The 17,577-nt window shown below is 60.9% G+C and carries 16 protein-coding genes; 4 read left to right on the top strand and 12 right to left on the bottom strand.

Annotated features, from left to right (window positions below; genetic code table 11):
- Positions 1 to 9 precede the first annotated feature (9 nt).
- The 9 genes from KVU_RS12710 to KVU_RS12670 form a co-directional block, all read right to left on the bottom strand.
- Complete coding sequence (locus tag KVU_RS12710) at positions 10 to 1,191, bottom strand: YeeE/YedE family protein (protein WP_013382911.1); 1,182 nt, start codon at positions 1,189 to 1,191, stop codon at positions 10 to 12.
- A gap of 5 nt (positions 1,192 to 1,196) precedes the next feature.
- Positions 1,197 to 2,108, bottom strand: a complete 912-nt coding sequence (locus KVU_RS12705; RefSeq protein WP_013382910.1) for a sulfurtransferase — start codon at positions 2,106 to 2,108, stop codon at positions 1,197 to 1,199.
- A gap of 180 nt (positions 2,109 to 2,288) precedes the next feature.
- Positions 2,289 to 3,941 (bottom strand): ABC transporter permease, encoded by a 1,653-nt coding sequence (locus KVU_RS12700; protein WP_197504077.1) that lies wholly within the window; start codon positions 3,939 to 3,941, stop codon positions 2,289 to 2,291.
- Between the two features lie 50 nt (positions 3,942 to 3,991).
- Positions 3,992 to 5,038: an ABC transporter substrate-binding protein gene (locus tag KVU_RS12695; RefSeq protein ID WP_013382906.1), complete on the bottom strand. Its 1,047-nt coding sequence runs from the start codon at positions 5,036 to 5,038 to the stop codon at positions 3,992 to 3,994.
- Between the two features lie 27 nt (positions 5,039 to 5,065).
- The gene (locus tag KVU_RS12690; protein WP_014538093.1) at positions 5,066 to 6,088 is read right to left on the bottom strand and encodes an ABC transporter ATP-binding protein; all 1,023 of its coding nucleotides are present in this window, start codon (positions 6,086 to 6,088) and stop codon (positions 5,066 to 5,068) included.
- Entirely contained in the window at positions 6,085 to 6,891 is an 807-nt protein-coding gene (locus KVU_RS12685; protein ID WP_013382904.1) for a creatininase family protein, read from the bottom strand. The genes KVU_RS12690 and KVU_RS12685 overlap by 4 nt, the downstream gene beginning before the upstream one ends.
- 159 nt (positions 6,892 to 7,050) lie before the next feature.
- On the bottom strand, positions 7,051 to 7,842 hold the full coding sequence (locus KVU_RS12680) for a creatininase family protein (protein WP_013382903.1): 792 nt from the start codon (positions 7,840 to 7,842) through the stop codon (positions 7,051 to 7,053).
- Between the two features lie 33 nt (positions 7,843 to 7,875).
- Entirely contained in the window at positions 7,876 to 9,405 is a 1,530-nt protein-coding gene (locus KVU_RS12675; RefSeq protein WP_013382902.1) for an NAD(P)-binding domain-containing protein, read from the bottom strand.
- A 128-nt stretch (positions 9,406 to 9,533) separates the two neighbouring features.
- Positions 9,534 to 10,511, bottom strand: coding sequence for a LysR family transcriptional regulator (locus KVU_RS12670; RefSeq protein WP_236953117.1), 978 nt, complete (start codon positions 10,509 to 10,511; stop codon positions 9,534 to 9,536).
- A 543-nt stretch (positions 10,512 to 11,054) separates the two neighbouring features.
- Here KVU_RS12670 and KVU_RS12665 point away from each other — a divergent pair.
- The 3 genes from KVU_RS12665 to rfbA all read left to right on the top strand — a co-directional run bounded on the left by KVU_RS12665 (position 11,055) and on the right by rfbA (position 14,653).
- Positions 11,055 to 12,719, top strand: coding sequence for a Hint domain-containing protein (locus KVU_RS12665; RefSeq protein ID WP_236953116.1), 1,665 nt, complete (start codon positions 11,055 to 11,057; stop codon positions 12,717 to 12,719).
- 210 nt (positions 12,720 to 12,929) lie between these two features.
- On the top strand, positions 12,930 to 13,781 hold the full coding sequence (gene rfbD / locus KVU_RS12660) for a dTDP-4-dehydrorhamnose reductase (protein ID WP_013382899.1): 852 nt from the start codon (positions 12,930 to 12,932) through the stop codon (positions 13,779 to 13,781).
- The gene (gene rfbA / locus KVU_RS12655; protein WP_013382898.1) at positions 13,778 to 14,653 is read left to right on the top strand and encodes a glucose-1-phosphate thymidylyltransferase RfbA; all 876 of its coding nucleotides are present in this window, start codon (positions 13,778 to 13,780) and stop codon (positions 14,651 to 14,653) included. The genes rfbD and rfbA overlap by 4 nt, the downstream gene beginning before the upstream one ends.
- Here the strand turns inward: rfbA and KVU_RS12650 are convergent, their stop codons facing one another.
- A complete protein-coding gene (locus KVU_RS12650) occupies positions 14,654 to 15,439 on the bottom strand; it encodes an ABC transporter permease (RefSeq protein WP_014538092.1) in 786 nt (261 codons plus the stop codon). It abuts the gene before it with no gap.
- The gene (locus KVU_RS12645) at positions 15,439 to 16,023 is read right to left on the bottom strand and encodes an ABC transporter ATP-binding protein (RefSeq protein ID WP_013382896.1); all 585 of its coding nucleotides are present in this window, start codon (positions 16,021 to 16,023) and stop codon (positions 15,439 to 15,441) included. Before KVU_RS12645 ends, KVU_RS12650 begins: the two co-directional genes overlap by 1 nt.
- Positions 16,024 to 16,098: 75 nt before the next feature.
- On the opposite strand from KVU_RS12645, the gene KVU_RS12640 reads away from it, so the two are divergent.
- Positions 16,099 to 16,953 carry a MurR/RpiR family transcriptional regulator gene (locus tag KVU_RS12640; RefSeq protein WP_013382895.1) on the top strand — a complete coding sequence of 285 codons (855 nt, stop codon included), beginning with the start codon at positions 16,099 to 16,101 and terminating at the stop codon, positions 16,951 to 16,953.
- Here KVU_RS12640 and KVU_RS12635 read toward each other — a convergent pair.
- On the bottom strand, positions 16,950 to 17,318 hold the full coding sequence (locus KVU_RS12635) for a YkvA family protein (protein WP_013382894.1): 369 nt from the start codon (positions 17,316 to 17,318) through the stop codon (positions 16,950 to 16,952). The genes KVU_RS12640 and KVU_RS12635 overlap by 4 nt on opposite strands.
- Positions 17,319 to 17,577 lie beyond the last annotated feature (259 nt).

Below are 17,577 nucleotides of genomic sequence, written 5' to 3'. Positions count from 1 at the left end.
CTATTCTAACTAAGGAATGGCGCGCCGTAGCCGCCCGCCCGCCCAGCCGCCCAGCAGGCAGAACAGCCCGAACACCCAGCCCGACAGCGCGCCGGACATCGTGCCTGAGAGCAGCACCCCGACCGTGCAGCCCAGCGCGATCATCGCCCCGAACCCCAGCAGCATGCCGCCCACCGCCAGACGCGGAAGGCTGACGGCCCTTGGCAGCACCGGTTTGAACTGCCCGGCGATCTGCGCCGCAACAGCCGCACCCAGCACCAGCCCCAGCACGAATACCCCATTGCGCGAAGCCAGCGTTTCCTTGACCACCGCGATGCAGCCCCGCAACGTATCAAGGCCGATCAAGCGCTGCGGCAACCAGCCCTGACCTGCGGCATAGGTGCGGGCGATCGAGCCGACTTCGGCCGTCACCCCAAGGGGCGCGACGCGGAAATAGGCGATGATGGCAATCAGCGCGACGATCACCCCCGCCGTCACGCCGGGCCAGCGGTGCTGGAAAATCGCCTGCACGGGCTGCACAGGCTGTGCGGGCGCCTCTGGCGCAGGAAAGCGGCCAAAGCGGATCAGCAGCGCGGCCAAAGCCGCAAACCCCGCCAGTGCCAGCGCCAGCGCGCCGCCATGGCCGAAAATCGCAGGCAGCCAGATCACCGGCCCCGCCGATCCGAACAGCAGGTACAGCGGGTTCCACGCCAGAAACCCCAGCACGAACCCGACCAAAACGAAAACCAAAACGGGGATCGATGCAACGCTCCCCTCGCCCAGCCGATACAGATGCGCGCTGATACAGGACCCCGTCAGCCCCATGCCAAGGCCAAAACACGTCGCGCCCAACACCAGCGGCAGACCGATCGGGCCGATAAAGGCATCGGGCGGCAGCCGTCCTGCAAAGGGGTCAGGCACCCAGCCATGCAGCACCGCCGCATAGGCGATGGTGCCGCCCGCCAGCGCCGTCAGAATCGACAGTAGGCCGCGCGGATCGCGATCCGTCAGAAAATCGTTGTAATTGCACCAAAAGCAAAAGCGCGACCGCTGCAGCAGGGCGCCGAACGCCACCCCCAGCAGCATCGACAGTGGCAGTGGGCGGTTCAGACTGTCGCGCGCCGGGATCAGCACCAGAAACACGACGATCAGCAAAGCAAGACCCGCCGCAACCCAAAGGTTACGGCGGGCGGCAAAGGAAGCAGTCACCATCTGGATCAGAGACCCGTCCAGACTGTACCAGCCGGGTTTGTTACCGGAACGCCGACAGAATTACCATATTCCGTCCACGACCCGTCATAGTTTTGCACATCGTAACCCAGAATACGGCTGAGGGCGAACCACGTGTGGCTGGAACGCTCGCCAATGCGGCAATAGGTGATGACGGGTTTCGAGCCGTCGACGCCGGCGGCGGCATAGATCGCGCGCAGCTCGTCGGGCGATTTGAAACGCCCGTCTTCGGCCACGGCGGACGACCACGGCACGTTGACAGCGCCCGTCACATGGCCCGCGCGGATAGCGGTTTCTTGGAACCCTTCGGGCGCGATGATCGTGCCGCTATATTCATTGGCCGAGCGGATATCGACAATCGCATGGCTGCCGCTATCCGATGCGGCAACAACCTCGGGCAGGAAGGCACGCAGATCGTTATTCGCCTCGGCCAAGGTCACGGTGCCAGCGGCGGGTGCGGGCACGGCGCTGTCCAGCGGGCGCCCCTCGGCCTCCCACGCGACGCGGCCACCATCCAGCAGCTTCACATCCTCAAGACCGTAAACGTCAAACACCCAAGCGCCCCAAGCGGCGAACCAGTTGTTCGTGTCGCCATAGAGGATGATCGTCGTATCATCGCTGACACCAGCCGCTTGCAGACGGGCCTGCAAATCCTCGCGCGTGGCAATGTCGCGGCGCACGGGATCGACCAGGTCGGTATGCCAGGCGAAATTCACCGCGCCGGGGATATGGCCACGTTCATACACGCCGGGGTTCACGCTGACCTCGATCACGGCAATATCCGCGCTGCCGAGGTTTTCCTCCAGCCATTCGGTCGTCACAAGGGGGCCTTCATTGGCGTTTGCGACGCCAGCCATCAGCGCAAAGGCACCGACAGCAATCAACTTGCGCAGAAACATAGCTCATCCTCCTGTATTATAACGACATCCATTTGTCCGGCAGGAAGGTGGCAGAGCGGGCGGCACCGATCAATGAAACAGCTTGCCCCATTTTTCGCCCGAAAAAGAACGCGCGCGCCCGGTTTGCCAAGGCGCGCGCATAATTTTCACTTTTTCGTAGATAGGGGCGACGAATCAATCCTACCTTGCGTAAAGCCGGTCTAGGCGCAGGAACTTGTTCAGCACGAACAGCGCGATCAGCGTCAGCAGCATCGTCATGGCGGAAACGGCATGGACAGTGGGTTCCAGCATAAAGGTCGAATCCGCATAGATCCGCACCGGCAGCGTCGTCATCCGCGCCGTGGTCAGAAAGCTGGTCACGGTCACCTCGCCAAAACTGGTGAGGAAGGCCATGATCGAGGCCGCGGCCATCCCCGGCGCAAGACCCGGCAGGATAATGCGGAAAAACCGCTGGAACCCGTTCGCGCCAAGGCTGGCGGCGGCTTCCTCTTGGGCGCGGTCAAGTTGCAGTACCGATGCCACCAGCAGGCTGATGCAGAACGGAATCACAATCGCGACGTGCACCGCCAGAAGGCCAAGGAACGGCGGCAGGCGGAAAAAGATGCTCAGCAGTTGCAGCATCCCGACCCCGATCGCCACTCCGGGCAGCGACAAAGGCAGTGCCCAGAATACCGCCAGCCCGTTCAACCCCGGAAAGCGATAGCGCACCAGCGCAAAGGCCGCCGGGATCGACACCGCCAGCGAGATCAGCGTCGAGGCGACCGCCAGCCGCACCGAATTCAGGAAGGCCGCGGTGTAATTGCCGTTTTGCAGGACGATCTCATACCATTTCAGCGTGAAGCCGACGAATTTCGCGGAAGACGCCTGCGGCACGTCGTTAAAGCTTTGCATCACCACCAGATACAGCGGCAGCAGCAGCAAGATGATCGCGATCACCAACAGCCCGCGCGATATAAGTGGCCCGATCAGATCAAGACCGCGCACGAGCCATACAGGAATAGCGGGCAGACTGCTATTCGCACGCCCCTCGCCAGCGCGAGTCCAGGGCGTCAGCTTGCGGAACACCAGCAGCACCACGGCCGAAAACGCAAGGCTCGCCACCGTCATGACCAGCGTCAGCGCGGCGGCGATGGGATAGGACAGGTTTGTAATCGCCTCGCGATAGACCAGCATTCCGCTGGTCAGCACCCGCCCGCCGCCAAGGATCGTCGCCGAGACATAGGCGGTCGAAGCCATCAGGAACACGACCACGATCCCCGCCCGAAGGCCCGGCAGCGCCATCGGAAAGCGCACCGTCCAAAATACCATGCTGGGCGAGGCACCAAGGCTTTCCGCCGCCTCTTTCACGCGGGGCGATGTGCCTTGCAACACATCATACAGCGCCAGCACCACATAGGGCATAAAGACCTGCGCCAGTGCGATACAGACCGCGCCGTAATTATACAGCATATTGCGGAACGGCCCGATCCCCAGCCAGCCAAGGACGCCGTTCAAAATCCCATCGGGGGCCAGCAGCAGCACGATCCCGAGGGACCGCACCACGACGTTCGTCAGCAGCGGGATCAGGATCACCACAAAGGCCAAGGCGCGCCATTTTGCGGGCACCGAGACCAACCACAGCGCCAGCGGATAGCCGATAATCACCGACAGCGCCGTCACCCCGCCCGCCAGCGTCAACGTTTCCAACAACACGCGCAGGTAAAAGAAATCGCCTAGCACCATCGCATATTGCGCTGTGCTGGGGGGCCGCAGCAGCGGGCCGAACGGGTCGGAATAGGCATGCATCGACAGCAGCACGACAACCGCCATCGGCACCGCAAATGCGACCAGCAAAACCAAGGTGACCGGGGTTGCTAAACCCCGGCCGATATTGCGCGATGAGATCACCCTGCGATTTCCCGGGTAAAGCGGCTGGACCATTCAGCCTGCGCCGATGCGATATGTTCCCAGTCAAAACTGGCCAGACGGCTGACCTGATCGGGGGTCAGGATCTTGTCGGCGATATCTGCGGGGATCGCGACGTTGCTGACGGTGGGCGAGTAATAGGTCTGGCGCATATAGGCCTGCATGCAGGGCTCGGACAGGTGCAGGTTGATCCATTCCTCGGCCAGCACTTGGTTCTGCGTGCCGGTGGTGATGCAGGCGACGTTCATCGCAGCGCAGATGCCCTCGACCGGATCGGCGATGGTGATGCCGGGCAGCACGCTATCCTTGGCCATATTCGCCAGCGAGCCAAATTCGATCGTGATATCAGCGATATCCTGTTCGAACATCTGCCATGCCGCCTCGGCCGAGTTCTGGATCGCGGCAAAGGGCTTTAGCTCTTGCAGCTTTTGGAAACCGACGTCGATATTGAACTCATCGCCGCCATAGGTCTTCGCCAGCATCAAAAGCGCGGCAATGCCCTGCATCCCCGGCACGGTGGGCGAGGCAAAGCGGCCTTTCCATTCATCCTTGAACAGATCAGCATAAGAGGTGATCGGCGAGGACGCCTTATCCGTCTTATAGACGATGGTGCAGGGGTTGAATGCAACGCCGTAACCGCCCTGTTTGGCCAGCGGATACAGGTATTCGGCATTGGCGACGGCATCGGTCGGCGCCTGCGTCACGCCATCCGTCACCGCCTGACGCGATTCATAAATGTTCAGATAAATGACGTCAAAGCTAGGACGGCCGCGTTCCGCATAGGCGCGGGCACGACGCTCGCCCGTGCCGCCCAGCACATAGCTGACTTTGCAGCCGTATTTGTCGACCAGCGCAGGCTCGACGAATTCGCGAACGATCCGCTCTTGCGCGCCGCCCCAGATGCCGACGATCAACTCGTCCCCCGGCTGCGGCTGCGCGACAGCACTGCGGACAAAGTGGAAAGGCGCGGCAACCCCTGCCCCAAGGACCAATTTACCAAAGGTCCGACGTTTCATGATACTCATAGCTAAACCCCTGTTGTTCTTTTGTTTTTAGATGAACGTCACACTGCCGGGCAGCGCATGGACGGCGCAGGACGCCCCCACCGGCGGCACCGGCTGATCCGAAGGTGTCAGCAGCCGCACCCGGCCCGAGGCTGTCGCGACATCGGTTTCCACCGCATCGCCCAGATAGGCCGAGGCGATGACCGTCCCCTCCAGCACCTTTGGGCCGGCATTCGGATCAAACCTGAGGCGCGCGGCGCGCAGGACAGCGCGGGTCGATCCCGCCGGCGCGCCTTGCCAGTGAAAACCGGGAGCGGTGAAAATGTCGCCCGCCGTCGCGCCCTCGATCACCGCACGCTCGCCCAGGAACGAGGCGGTGAAGGCGTGGCGCGGATTGTCACACAGATCGCGCGGCGCGCCAATTTCGACAATCTCGCCCGCATTCATCACCACGACGCGGTCGGCCATGGCCAGCGCCTCGGCCTGATCATGGGTCACGAAAACGGTGGTGATCGACAGACGCTGTTGCAGGGCGCGGATCTCGGATCGCATCTCGCCGCGCAAATGCGCATCAAGGTTCGACAAAGGTTCGTCCAACAACAGGACCGAGGGCTCGATCACCAGCGCGCGTGCCAGCGCCACGCGCTGTTGTTGACCGCCCGAAAGCTGGCCCGGATAGCGGTCGGCAAAGCGGCCAAGACCCACCAGATCCAGCGCGGCGCGGGCACGCTCGTTCCGCTCATCCTTGGATACCGCGCGCATCGACAGGCCAAAGGCGACATTGCCCAGCACAGTCAGATGCGGGAACAAAGCATAGGATTGGAACACCACGCCGATATTGCGTTTATGGGGCGCAAGGCGGGTCACATCCTTGCCGTCGATGATCACCTCGCCCGAGGTCGGCTGCACGAAACCCGCGATCATCCGCAGCGTCGTCGTCTTGCCGCAGCCCGATGGGCCCAGCAGGGCGATCAATTCGCCCTTGCTGATATTGAGGGAAATGTCATGCGCCGCCAATGACTTGCCATAATGGGCATTCAGGTGCTGAAGGCAAAGGTAGTCTCGGCTCATTGGGGGCTTACCTGATAATCTGCGGGTTGCGAGAGGCGCGATAGCGGGAAGGCGGCGGTCTCATGGATCAGTTGCACCAGCCGGTCGGCGGCGCGCTGCACAAGCGCCTCGCCGCGGGCGGCGTCCGAGGCGGCGGCATTGCCGCTGACGCCCGCGGGGTGCAGATCCTCGGCCATCCAGCCGAACAGGCCGGGGCGCAGGATCTCGGCCTCGTCCACCATCACTTGCGAGAGTTGGCGGAAATCTTCGGCCTTTGTCATATCGACCAGCTCGGGATGCAGGGCCAGCATCATACTGGTTTCAATCTCGCCGCCATGATAGCCGTGCAGATCCTCATAGGCCGAGAAAATCCCCTCGACCGGCGTGATGCGAAACCATGTCGCGGCCACGGCCAACATGCCCAGCTTTGCCCGCAGATCACGGGCGACGATCTCGCTGAGGGCGACCTGACCGCCGTGCGAGTTGAACAGGATAATTTTGCGACACCCGGTGCGGCGGACGCATTCGCCCATCTCGAACCAGATTTTCGCGACCAGCTCCCAGGACAGGGTCAGGGTGCCGGGATAAGACAGATGCTCGGTCGATTTGCCCACCGGGATCATCGGCAGCGTGAAAACCGGCAGCGCGGGGTCAATCTGCGCCATCACGCGGGCGATGATTCCCGCGTTGATCATCGAATCGACACCGACCGGCAGATGAGGCCCATGCTGTTCGACCGTCGCAATCGGCAAGATCGCCACCGCCTGCGACATGTCGCGCCCGGCAAATTCCGCCGTCGAAAGGTTCCACCAATAGTCAGCCATATCTGCCCTGTTCAATCGCACGCAAGTCGCACAGAAATATTAACACAACCCAACATAAGGACACTTATTTCGCCCATACCGGCGGGACATCCCTGTTGGACTGCCTAAAAATAGACCAGTCCGCCCACTGCTGCTTAACGCAGCGGCAGAGTGTAGATCCTAGGCCTCGGGCATGACGGGATGGCGCAGCACTTCGGCCAGAAGGTCGAGGAACCTATCGACATGGTTCTGCGCGATTGCCGCGCCTTTTTCGGCGGTGCCAAGCGTCGCATTCCCGATCGCGCCCGAGGGATGGACATCGCTGGCGATCCACGACCACGCATGGGTGCCAGTGGGACGCAGATACGTATAATCGACCTCTTCGGCCGCCGCGACGGATGTAAAATTGCCCGCTTTGGCCATATCGACCAGTTCGGGGCGGAAATGCAGCACCAGTGCCGTCTCGACCTCGCCGCCATGAATGCCCTGACGTGCCTCGGTGTCTGAAATCAGGCCGGCAGGTGCGCCAAAGCGTGACCAACTGGTTTTAACCACAAAAAGCCCGCAGCGAACGCGCAATTCGCGGCCGACGATGCCCATGATCTCCTCATTCCCGCCGTGCGAGTTCACGATAACCAGCTTGCGGATGCCCGTACGCGCGACGTGCAGGCCGATCTCGACCCATGAATCAATCAGCGTCTTTGCCTCGTGGCTGACGGTGCCCTTGGCCCAGATATGTTCATTGGATTTGCCCACCGGCTGCACCGGCAGAATGCGGATATCCAGATCAGCAGGCGCCGCTTTGGCCAACATCTCGAGATGGCCGGTATTGATGATGACATCGGTCCCGACCGGCAGATGCGGCCCGTGCTGTTCCACCGCCGCGATAGGCAGGATGGCGATGGTTTTCATCGGATCGATGGCGTCAAAGTCGGATGCGGAAAAGTCATTCCACCAGATTTTACGGGTCATTTAAGCCTCAGATTTAAATTCGAACAAAATCACTCAATCACAATCCAACATGCCCAACATCTCGCGGGCATAGGGGGTGAGGGTGATGCAGGGCGTGTCGACCTGCGCGAGGGTTGGGATCAACTCTGCCTCTTGATCCAGAAACAGGGCGCGCGTCAGGCCGCTGGCAAGGCGCGCCGTGCCAAAGCGGTGGCTGCTGATCGACACCGCCGCAAGCCCGCCCATCGACGGCATCGCCAGTGCATTGAACGCGAAGATGCGGTCAATGCCCGGCGCTGCGCCCGCCGTTTTCGGCTGAAAGCGGTAGTAATCGTCCAAATAAGGAAAATTCAGCCTTGCAGAGGCGGTATTCCCATCCGGCGGCGTGAAGCGATCCCGCCACAGCAGTGCATCCGCTGCCAGCCGGTGCAGCTCGGGCCGCAGCATCATATTGGTGGTGACGCCCGTCGCGGTGATCAGATGGTCGAAATGAAAGCTGCCTTTGGGCGTGGTCACGGCGATCCTGTCCCCGTCCATCCTCACATCCAGCCACGGCGCACCGCTGTGGAACCGGAAATTCGCGAAGGCCAAGGCGCGGTAAAAGTGATGCTCCGCCGGAGCCTGCGACAGGCCAGACAAAAACAGGCCCAATTCCCACTTTGTCTCGTCCGACAGGGCATGGGCATGATCAAGAAAGCCGCCGTTTTCAAATTCACGCACCAGATCCAGTACCGAAATCGCTGGCCGCCGCATAAAGGTCTGCACACTGGCCGCCCCCGCATCCAGCGCCGCCACGGTTGCATCAAAGGCCGAGGCCCCCGCCCCCAAGACCCCGATATCCTTGCCCGCAAAGCGGCTGGCATCGAAGGCCTCGCACGAATGATTATAGCGATCCGCAGGCAGCGCATTGCGGATGAAATCGGGGACAACCCAGTTGCCGCCACCCTCCATCCCCGTCGCCAGCACGACATAACGGGTGCGGACCTGTGCGCCGTCCTGCAGCGTCAGCGTCACGCCATCCGCATCATAGGCGATATCCATCACATTGATATCATTTCGGATATTCAGATCCGCAATCTGGCGGTACCAACGCAGATAATCCATCCAATGCGCGCGCGGCACGCGGGTCAGCGCATCCCATGCCGCCTGACCATGCAGCGCCACGAACCAGCTTTGCACCGTCAAGGACGGGATACCCAGCTCAAGCCCCGTGATCGTTTTGGGCGAGCGAATCTCGTAATTGCGGGCATAGGTGTCCCAAACGCCCTCATATCCCGCCGGATTGCGATCCAGCAACAGCACATTGGTGACGCCGCGCCGCTTTAACATATGCCCCAGCGCCAGGCCCGACTGCCCCGCGCCAATGATCACCACATCGGGGACCACCTGCCCCAGATGGGCGCGCGGCAGCACCCAGGGCTTGGTCGCATAGCCCATCATCGCCAAATCCGCCGTCACCTGTGCGGTCAGCGCCGCAAGGCGCGCTGCGGCGTCTGGAAGCTGCGGAATCGGCGCAGGTGGCGCCGTATCGGCAGGCTGGAAATGCGTGAAATCGGCGGTCAGGGATCTGGTCGAGGCTTGCATCGGGAGGGCTCCTTGCGGGCCCGCATAGGGAGAAATGCAAACCCGCATCCCGATAGTGGCGCGCCGCGCACATGAGGTGGTAGCATTCTGTCACGCACACCCCGTTGCCGTTTCGGCAACGGCCGGGGCTAGCTTGCCCCGGTGCTGATCCCGCCAAGCGGCATTTGCGCACCGGCCAGATCCCAAACGCGCTGACTGAAAGCGGGCAAAGCTTCGCGCAGCATTTCCAGCATCACCGCGCCGCCACTGGACAAAATCCGACCGCCACGCACAAACAACGTCAGCGACGGGTGCGGCGCCAGCGAATCATCCAGCGGCACAAAGCTGAGCTCGCCGCGCGACAGGTCGGACATAATGCCGATCGGGCTGCGTATACCAATCCCCAGCCCCGCCTTGACCATCACGCTCATAATATCGGGCGAGTTTGTTTCCAAAATCGCGGCCTGCGGTGCGCCTTGATCGATGATCTTTTGCCAGCCATAGCCGCCACCCATCCCATCCTTGGCCCGAATATAACGCTCACCGCCAAGGTCTTGCAGGCGCAGGCTGGATTTCGCGGCCAGTGGCCAGCCGGGCGCCGCGATCACGCCCAGCGGCATCAGGGCCCGCCCGCCAATCGCCGCTTCGGGTCGCGTGGGCGGCGACATGGCGATCCCGATATCAATCTCATCCGTCGCGACCTGTTCCAGGATTTCCAGCGCGGATTTGATCTCAACCTTATAGGTCACGCCGGGATGGCTGGCGTGAAAATCGGCCAGCACGGCCGGCAGGAAATCGCGACCGATCCCTGCCTCGCAGGCGATATGGACATGGCCGCGCCGTAGGCCCCGCAGATCGTCGATTTGCCCAATCGCGCGCTCTAACTCGCGATCAAGACGGCGGACATATTGATACAGAACCTCGCCCGCAGCGGTCAGGCGAACACCTTCGGCGCGACGCTCGAACAGGCGGCACTGCAACTGATCCTCCAGCTTCATGATCTGCCGATTGATCGCCGAGGCCGAGACCGCCAGAACCTCTCCCGCCTGCCGCATCGACCCTGAGCGCACCGTCTCGCTGAAATAGCGCAGGGCGACCAGATGGACATGCACGAATGAATTTGCCACTTTTTTCTCCCTGCCGCGGCGAAAGTCAGAAAAAAGCATCACGGCCGCCATTAAACTGACAGAATTTTTCGCAAAGCTACCAGTGTCCGCGCGTCCCCACAGGAGGCCGCCCCGCGAGACGTCAGGCGATTCCCAAAATTTCGCCCAAAAATTAGCCATACATGCGCAAGAATAAGTATCTTTTGCTCAGAATCGTGTCTGCGCAATTTCGCAGCAATTTGTCGAAAATCCGGCACAGTATCCAGATGGCAGCGCACGCTTTTCCACCACGGAATTGCTCCTATTCCGTGTCGCGAAATATTTCGCAATATTTCCAATTAGATAATTGCAAATACGCCGCAATTTTTTAATGCGACCGCAATTAATTAACTCATTTTTCACAATTTAGATCCGACGCAATACGTCGCAAAATGCCCTACAATTTTAGGATGATATTAACGCTTTTCGAAAATTTCGCCGTTAATAATTTATTAACCAATTCGGGTGAAATGCGAAATTAATACGTTTCTCTGAGACACCCTCCCAGAATTAGGAGAAATTTTTATGGCATATACCGGCGCTATTATTTTCACTGGCGAACACCTTGCACGTTTCACCAGTCAACCGACAAATCAGGGCAACCCTGGAGACGCTAATTTCGCGATGGTGCTGACTGGCGCGCGTGCAATTGGCACGTCTAGCGACACATATCGTCTGGTTTGGTATCAAAACACCGGCTCGCAAAGCACGACAGATAACTTCCTGAATGGCCAGACTTGGGCGATTCAAACCTATAATGCGGCCAATGATCCCGACGGCAATCCGTCTGTTGGTGAAGATGGCTGGACCACAGCCTATACCTATAGCCAGATGACCCCGCACCCCGACCTTGTTGCAGGTTTGGGCAGTGGCACCGGTTATATTGTCTTCAGCGGAAATAACGGCAACTGGTTCATTTTGGACATTAATGCCGACTTTAATACCACCGCCGAGACACTGTATTACTATGGCCCGGTGACACCGAACTCGCTCACTTTCACGCAAGTGCAGGCGGTCTGCTACCTGCGCGGCACGATGATTATGACCGATCGCGGCGAAATGCCGATCGAGCAATTGCGCGAAGGCGATCGCGTTGTGACCCGTTTTGGCGGCCTGCGTGAAATTAAGTGGATCGGTCGCCAGCAATTTCGCGGAAATAAAACATTTGGTAACGAAGCAATTCGCTTTGCACCGGGCGCCATTTCGCAAAACATGCCGCAGCGTTCACTCTATGTTTCTGCTGGCCACTCGATGCTGGTCGGTGATGTTCTGGTGTTGGCGCAAGACCTGGTTAATGGCATTACCGTCACGCGCGAAAGCAGCCGTGATACGTGGGATTACTTCCAACTTGATTTGGGCACCCATGATCTGGTGCTGGCCGATGGCGCCTGGTCCGAGGTCTTTGCCGATTGCGGCACCTTCCGCAGCAAGTTCGACAATGCCGAGGATTACCGCCGCCGGTTCCCGACCAATATTGCGCCGCTGCTGCCGCAATTCTGCCTGCCGCGCCCGAATGATGGCGCTGCATTGCGCAACGCAATTGCGACCGTCGCACAGCGTGCATTGGATAAGCGCGGCGCCGAAGTGATGGGCCGCCTGGACGGTCAGGTTGAAATTATCGCATCCCCCTTCCGCGTCGAAGGCTGGGCCCGCGATCAGGACTTCCCGAACCAGCCGGTCGCACTGGAAATCTTGCTGGATGGCGAAGTGATCGGCGCGACACTGGCCTGCCTGCCGCAACATGGAAACGCCAGCCGTACTCGTCAGCGCTTTGTCTTCGAAGGTGACGCTGCGCTGACCGAGGCCGAACTGCGCCGCGTTGTCGTGCGTCGCACATTGGATGGCGTTGTCCTGAACAGCCAGACCGCGGATCAGATGGGTCAAATGCGCGGTCACCTTGATCTGGTGTCGGCAACCGGCGTTATCGAGGGTTGGGCGCGCGATCTTGAATTCACCGAGACGCCCGTGACCCTCGAAGCCTGGCTGGACGACAGCTATCTGGGCACCGTCACGGCCAATAAGGCGCGTCGCGACCTGACCGCCAACCATGGTGATTGCGCATTTACCCTGCGCCTGAACCGCAGCTTTACCGCCGCCGAGGCGCTGCGTGTGACGCTGCGCCGCGTCGGCAACGATGCGCAATTGAACCGCTCGGTCAACACCAAGGTACCTCAAGAATTGGCCGCCTAAGCGCGCCCTTTCAACAGGTATACAATATCGAATGCGCCGCCATCTGCCTGATGGCGGCGCATTCATTTATGGGGTAGCAGCCGCTGTTCATATTTACCTGCGAAATACCTTATATACCTGCAACGAACCCCTCGACAAAAGCTGCATCTGCACCGATGTTCGTATCTGACACGAGGGTTTACCTATTTAGACTAGGACGCTGTATTTGGCATGAAGATATTGGTTTTCGGCCGTACAGGCCAGGTTGCAACCGAGCTGCAATCCCTTGTTCCAGAGGTGGTTTTTTTGGACCGCACGCAGGCGGACCTGCTTGATCCTGCCAGCTGCGTCACGGCCATCAATCGCCACCGCCCCGATGCAATCATTAACGCCGCCGCATGGACCGCCGTCGACAAAGCCGAGACGGAGGAAGGCAGTGCCGCTTTGATCAACGGCGATGCGCCTGCCGCCATGGCGCGCGCGGCGGCAGCGCTTGACGTGCCATTCATCCACATTTCGACGGATTATGTGTTCAACGGCGGCGGCAATACCCCGTTCAAGCCAGATGACCCAACCGCGCCGCTGGGGGCCTATGGCCGCACCAAACGTCTGGGCGAAGTCGGGGTCGAGGCGGCGGGTGGACGCTATGCCATTTTACGCACCTCTTGGGTGTTCTCGGCGCATGGGGCGAATTTCGTGAAAACCATGCTACGCCTTGGCGCGCAGCGGGATCGTCTGAATGTGGTCGCCGACCAGATCGGCGGCCCCACATCGGCGCGGGCCATTGCGCAAGCCTGCCTGCGTATGGCAGAGCATCTGGCCGCCGCGCCGAACCTGAGCGGTATTTACCATTTTTCGGGAACGCCAGATGTGTCCTGGGCCGATTTCGCGCGCGCGATCATGGCGGCCGCGCAATTGCCATGTACGATCCACGATATCCCCAGCACCGATTACCCAACACCTGCCGCCCGTCCGCTGAACAGCCGGTTGGATTGCAGCAGCCTCGCCCGTTTTGACCTGACCCGTCCAGATTGGCAGCAAGATTTATTGGTCGTATTGAATGAATTGGGAGCAGTGAAATGACGAAGCGCAAAGGCATTATCCTTGCAGGCGGCTCTGGCACGCGGCTTTATCCGATCACCGTCGGCGTATCAAAGCAGCTGCTGCCGGTTTATGATAAGCCGATGATCTACTATCCCTTGTCCGTGCTGATGCTGGCCGGCATTCGCGAGATTGCCATCGTCACCACACCGCAAGATCAGGACCAATTCCAGCGCACCTTGGGTGATGGCAGCCAATGGGGCCTGTCATTGACATGGGTTGTGCAGCCCTCGCCCGATGGATTGGCGCAGGCCTATATCCTGTGCGAGGATTTTCTGGATGGCGCGCCGTCGTGTATGGTCTTGGGCGACAACATCTTTTTCGGCCACGGCCTGACTGATCTGCTGATTGCAGCCGATGCGCAGGATAGTGGTGCCAGCGTGTTCGGCTATCATGTCGCAGACCCCGAGCGCTACGGCGTCGTCAGTTTCGACGCCGATGGCCGCGTTGAAAGCATCATCGAAAAGCCCGAAAAGCCCGGATCACCCTATGCGGTGACAGGGATCTATTTCATGGACGGCACGGCGCCTGCACGCGCGAAACAGGTGCAACCCTCGGCACGGGGCGAGCTGGAAATTACCACGCTGCTGGAAACCTATCTGCATGACGGCTCGCTCAGCGTGCAGCGCATGGGGCGGGGGTTTGCATGGTTTGATACGGGCACCCATAGCAGCCTGCTGGATGCCGGTAACTTTGTGCGCACGCTGCAATTGCGCCAAGGGATGCAAGCTGGCAGCCCCGACGAGATCGCCTTTGAACAGGGTTGGATCGACGCGGAGGGGTTGAAAGCCCGCGCCAAATTGTTCGGCAAAAATGACTACGGCAAATATCTGGCAAGCCTGCTGAACAATTGATCAGAACCGGTCCAGCCGCAACCGATCGCGGTGATCGGTCAGCCGCAGAATAGCGACACCCACCACGCCCGCCGCGCTGATCAGCGCGGCGACACTCAGCAAAAGCGACAGGAAAATCTGCGTATAGGCTGCCTGCACGGGATCGGCACCGGCCAGCACTTGACCACTCATCAGCCCCGGCAGCGTGATGATCCCCGCACCCGCCATCTGGTTCAGCGTGGGGATGATCCCATTGTGCAATGCGCCCCGCACCACCGGTGCCAATGCCCGAAATCGCCCGACGCCCAGGGCCAATTGCGCCTCGATTGCCAGCCTTTCGCGCCGCAGGTTGTCCAGCAGCGTGTTCAGCGCAAGGCTGGCCGCCGTCATCGCCGTGCCAAGCACGATCCCGGCAATCGGCACCAAGACACGCGGCTGCAGCACATCCTGATCATGCCGCAACGTCGCCCCCGCCAGAACCACGATCAGCATCACAGATGCGCCGATTCCAGCCGCGCTGGCCACCGCATTAAACCTGCCCGCCATGCGTTGCTGCGGACGGGCGGCCGTCTCGTAGATCGCGGCGCCAACCATCAACACCACCAGCCCCAGCCCGAGCAGCATGGATTCGCTTGCAAAAAGCGCGCGCAGCACCAAGCCAACCAACAAAAGTTGCGCGATCAGGCGGCCCGCAGCCCATAATAGCTGGCGGTGCACGCCCAGCGACAACGCCCAAGAGGCCGCCGCCGCGCAGATCACCAGCAGCCCCGCAACCGACAGATCGAACACTGAAAATGTGACGCCCATCAGCCGCGCCCCGCAAGGGAAATGACCTGATCCGCCAGCCGCGCCACCTGCGCCGCATCATGCGAGACCAATACGATTCCCATCCCGCCGCCCATCAATTGGCGGACCAATCCCTCGACCGCGCGCGTCGCCGCCTCGTCCAATGCGGCGGTTGGCTCGTCCAGCAATAACACGGCAGGCCGATCCGCAACGGCACGTAGAATCGCGACGCGCTGCCGCTCGCCGGTCGAGGCACTGTCAACGCGGCGCGTCAGGATATCATCGGGCAGCCCCAACGCACCCAGCAGCGGGCTGGGCCCAATGTGATCCCCGATCAAAGGCGCCCACCATCCCGGCTCGCTTTGCACATAGCGCACCTGGCGCCGCCACTGGGTCGCGGGCATATCGGCGCAGGCCACCCCGCGCAAAAGCAATGCGCCGTCATGCGGCAGCAAATCGGCAATCATCCGTAAACGCAGGCTTTTCCCCGCCCCCGAAGGCCCCGTCACCGCCACGCACTGCCCCGCATCCAGATCAAAGCTGAGCGGCGCTGTCAGATCACTGCGCAGATCGCGCACCGATAAAAGAATAGGTTGATCCGGCACGTGAACACGCTTTCGTCGCTTGCATTGCAGCCATCTGTTGCGTAGCGTTTGTAGCGTTCACAACACAGGTTGGCAATGCAGGACAGTGACCTCTCGCAGCGGATTCGCAACCAGATCGGCGGGCTTCCCCCGACCATGCGGCGCGTCGCGCAATATATGGATCGCAACCGCCCGGAGGTATTGGCCATGTCTGCGGCCGAGCTGGCAGCCGCGTTGGAGACATCGGACGCAACCATTATCCGCACCGCAAAGGCGCTGGGGTATGACGGCCTGTCCGATCTGAAACGGCTGCTGACGCGGGAAATGTCGGCTGGCACCCCGGTCGAGAATTTCCGGCGCACCGTCTCGGCCAGCCATGCCGACCAGCGCCGCGCCGCCTTGCGCAGCCTGCAGATGACTGGCGATGTGCTGACAAACCTGCGCGGTGAGGAAAACCTGGCGCAGCTTGACCGGATGATCTCGCTGCTGGATCAGGCGCAACGTATCGTACTGTTCGGCATCGGGCCGACGGCGTTTTTGACCGGATATGCCGCCCATCAACTGGCCCGCAATGGCCGCGAAACCCTGTTGTTGAACCGGACAGGGCGCGATCTGGCGGATCAACTGCTGGGCCTGCGCGCGGGCGATGCGCTGCTGATGATCAGCTATAGCCAACCTTATGCCGAGGCGCTGGCAACCATGGAGGAGGCGCTGATGCAGGCGCTGCCGATCATGCTGATCACCAATCGCACCGAACACCAGCTATCCGCCAAGGCAATGGAAACACTCGTCCTTCCACGCGGCGGCGCGCAGGGTACGGCGCAAAACGGCGCGACCTTTGCCTGTCTCGAGGCATTGATCATCGGCCTGTCGATCCGCGACCCCGATCAAACCCACCAGGGCCTGAATCGGCTCGAGCAGTTGCGCGCCAGCATTGATCGGCTGGGCTAAAACAGCAAAGACACCAGCCAAGCCGCCAGCAGCGCCCAGATCAGCAGCACTGCGATCAGGCCCGCGCGGCTAGCGGGCACGCGGCCACGCGCGGCGGCCAACGCGCGAAAATCCTGCATCAGCACCGCAGGAATGAACCGGATGCACAGCGCCAGTCCCAACGGCACCAGAATAATATCATCAAGATACCCAAGCACCGGGATGAAATCCGGGATCAGATCCACCGGCGACAGCGCATAGGCGACCACGACGATTGCCAGCCCCCGCGCAGCCAGCGGCGTGCGCCGATCCCGCGCCGCGATCCATAGCGCCACCAGATCGCGCTTGAGGCGCCGTGCAAAATCTTTCAACCGCTCTCGCCACATCAATGCACCCTTTCCGCGCGATACTGCCGCAGGGCGCGCGAAAAGGCGCCGCGTCAATTCCTACCATTGTTATCAGGATTACACCATGGTAGCGAATGCGACATTATATCGACAATGCGAGACGGCGTGATGCTGGCATCTGCGGCCGTAAGCTTTGACAATGTCTCGTTTGGTTTTGGCCAGCGCAGGTGCGGCATGATTTCACCCAAGCCTCGCGTAACTCGGACCGCGTGGCCATCATGCACGAGGGTCGCCCAAT

The organism is Ketogulonicigenium vulgare WSH-001 (genome assembly GCF_000223375.1).
GTDB lineage: Bacteria > Pseudomonadota > Alphaproteobacteria > Rhodobacterales > Rhodobacteraceae > Ketogulonicigenium > Ketogulonicigenium vulgare.
Note: the sequence above shows the minus strand (reverse complement) of the source record. Positions and strands in the feature narration are given on the sequence as shown.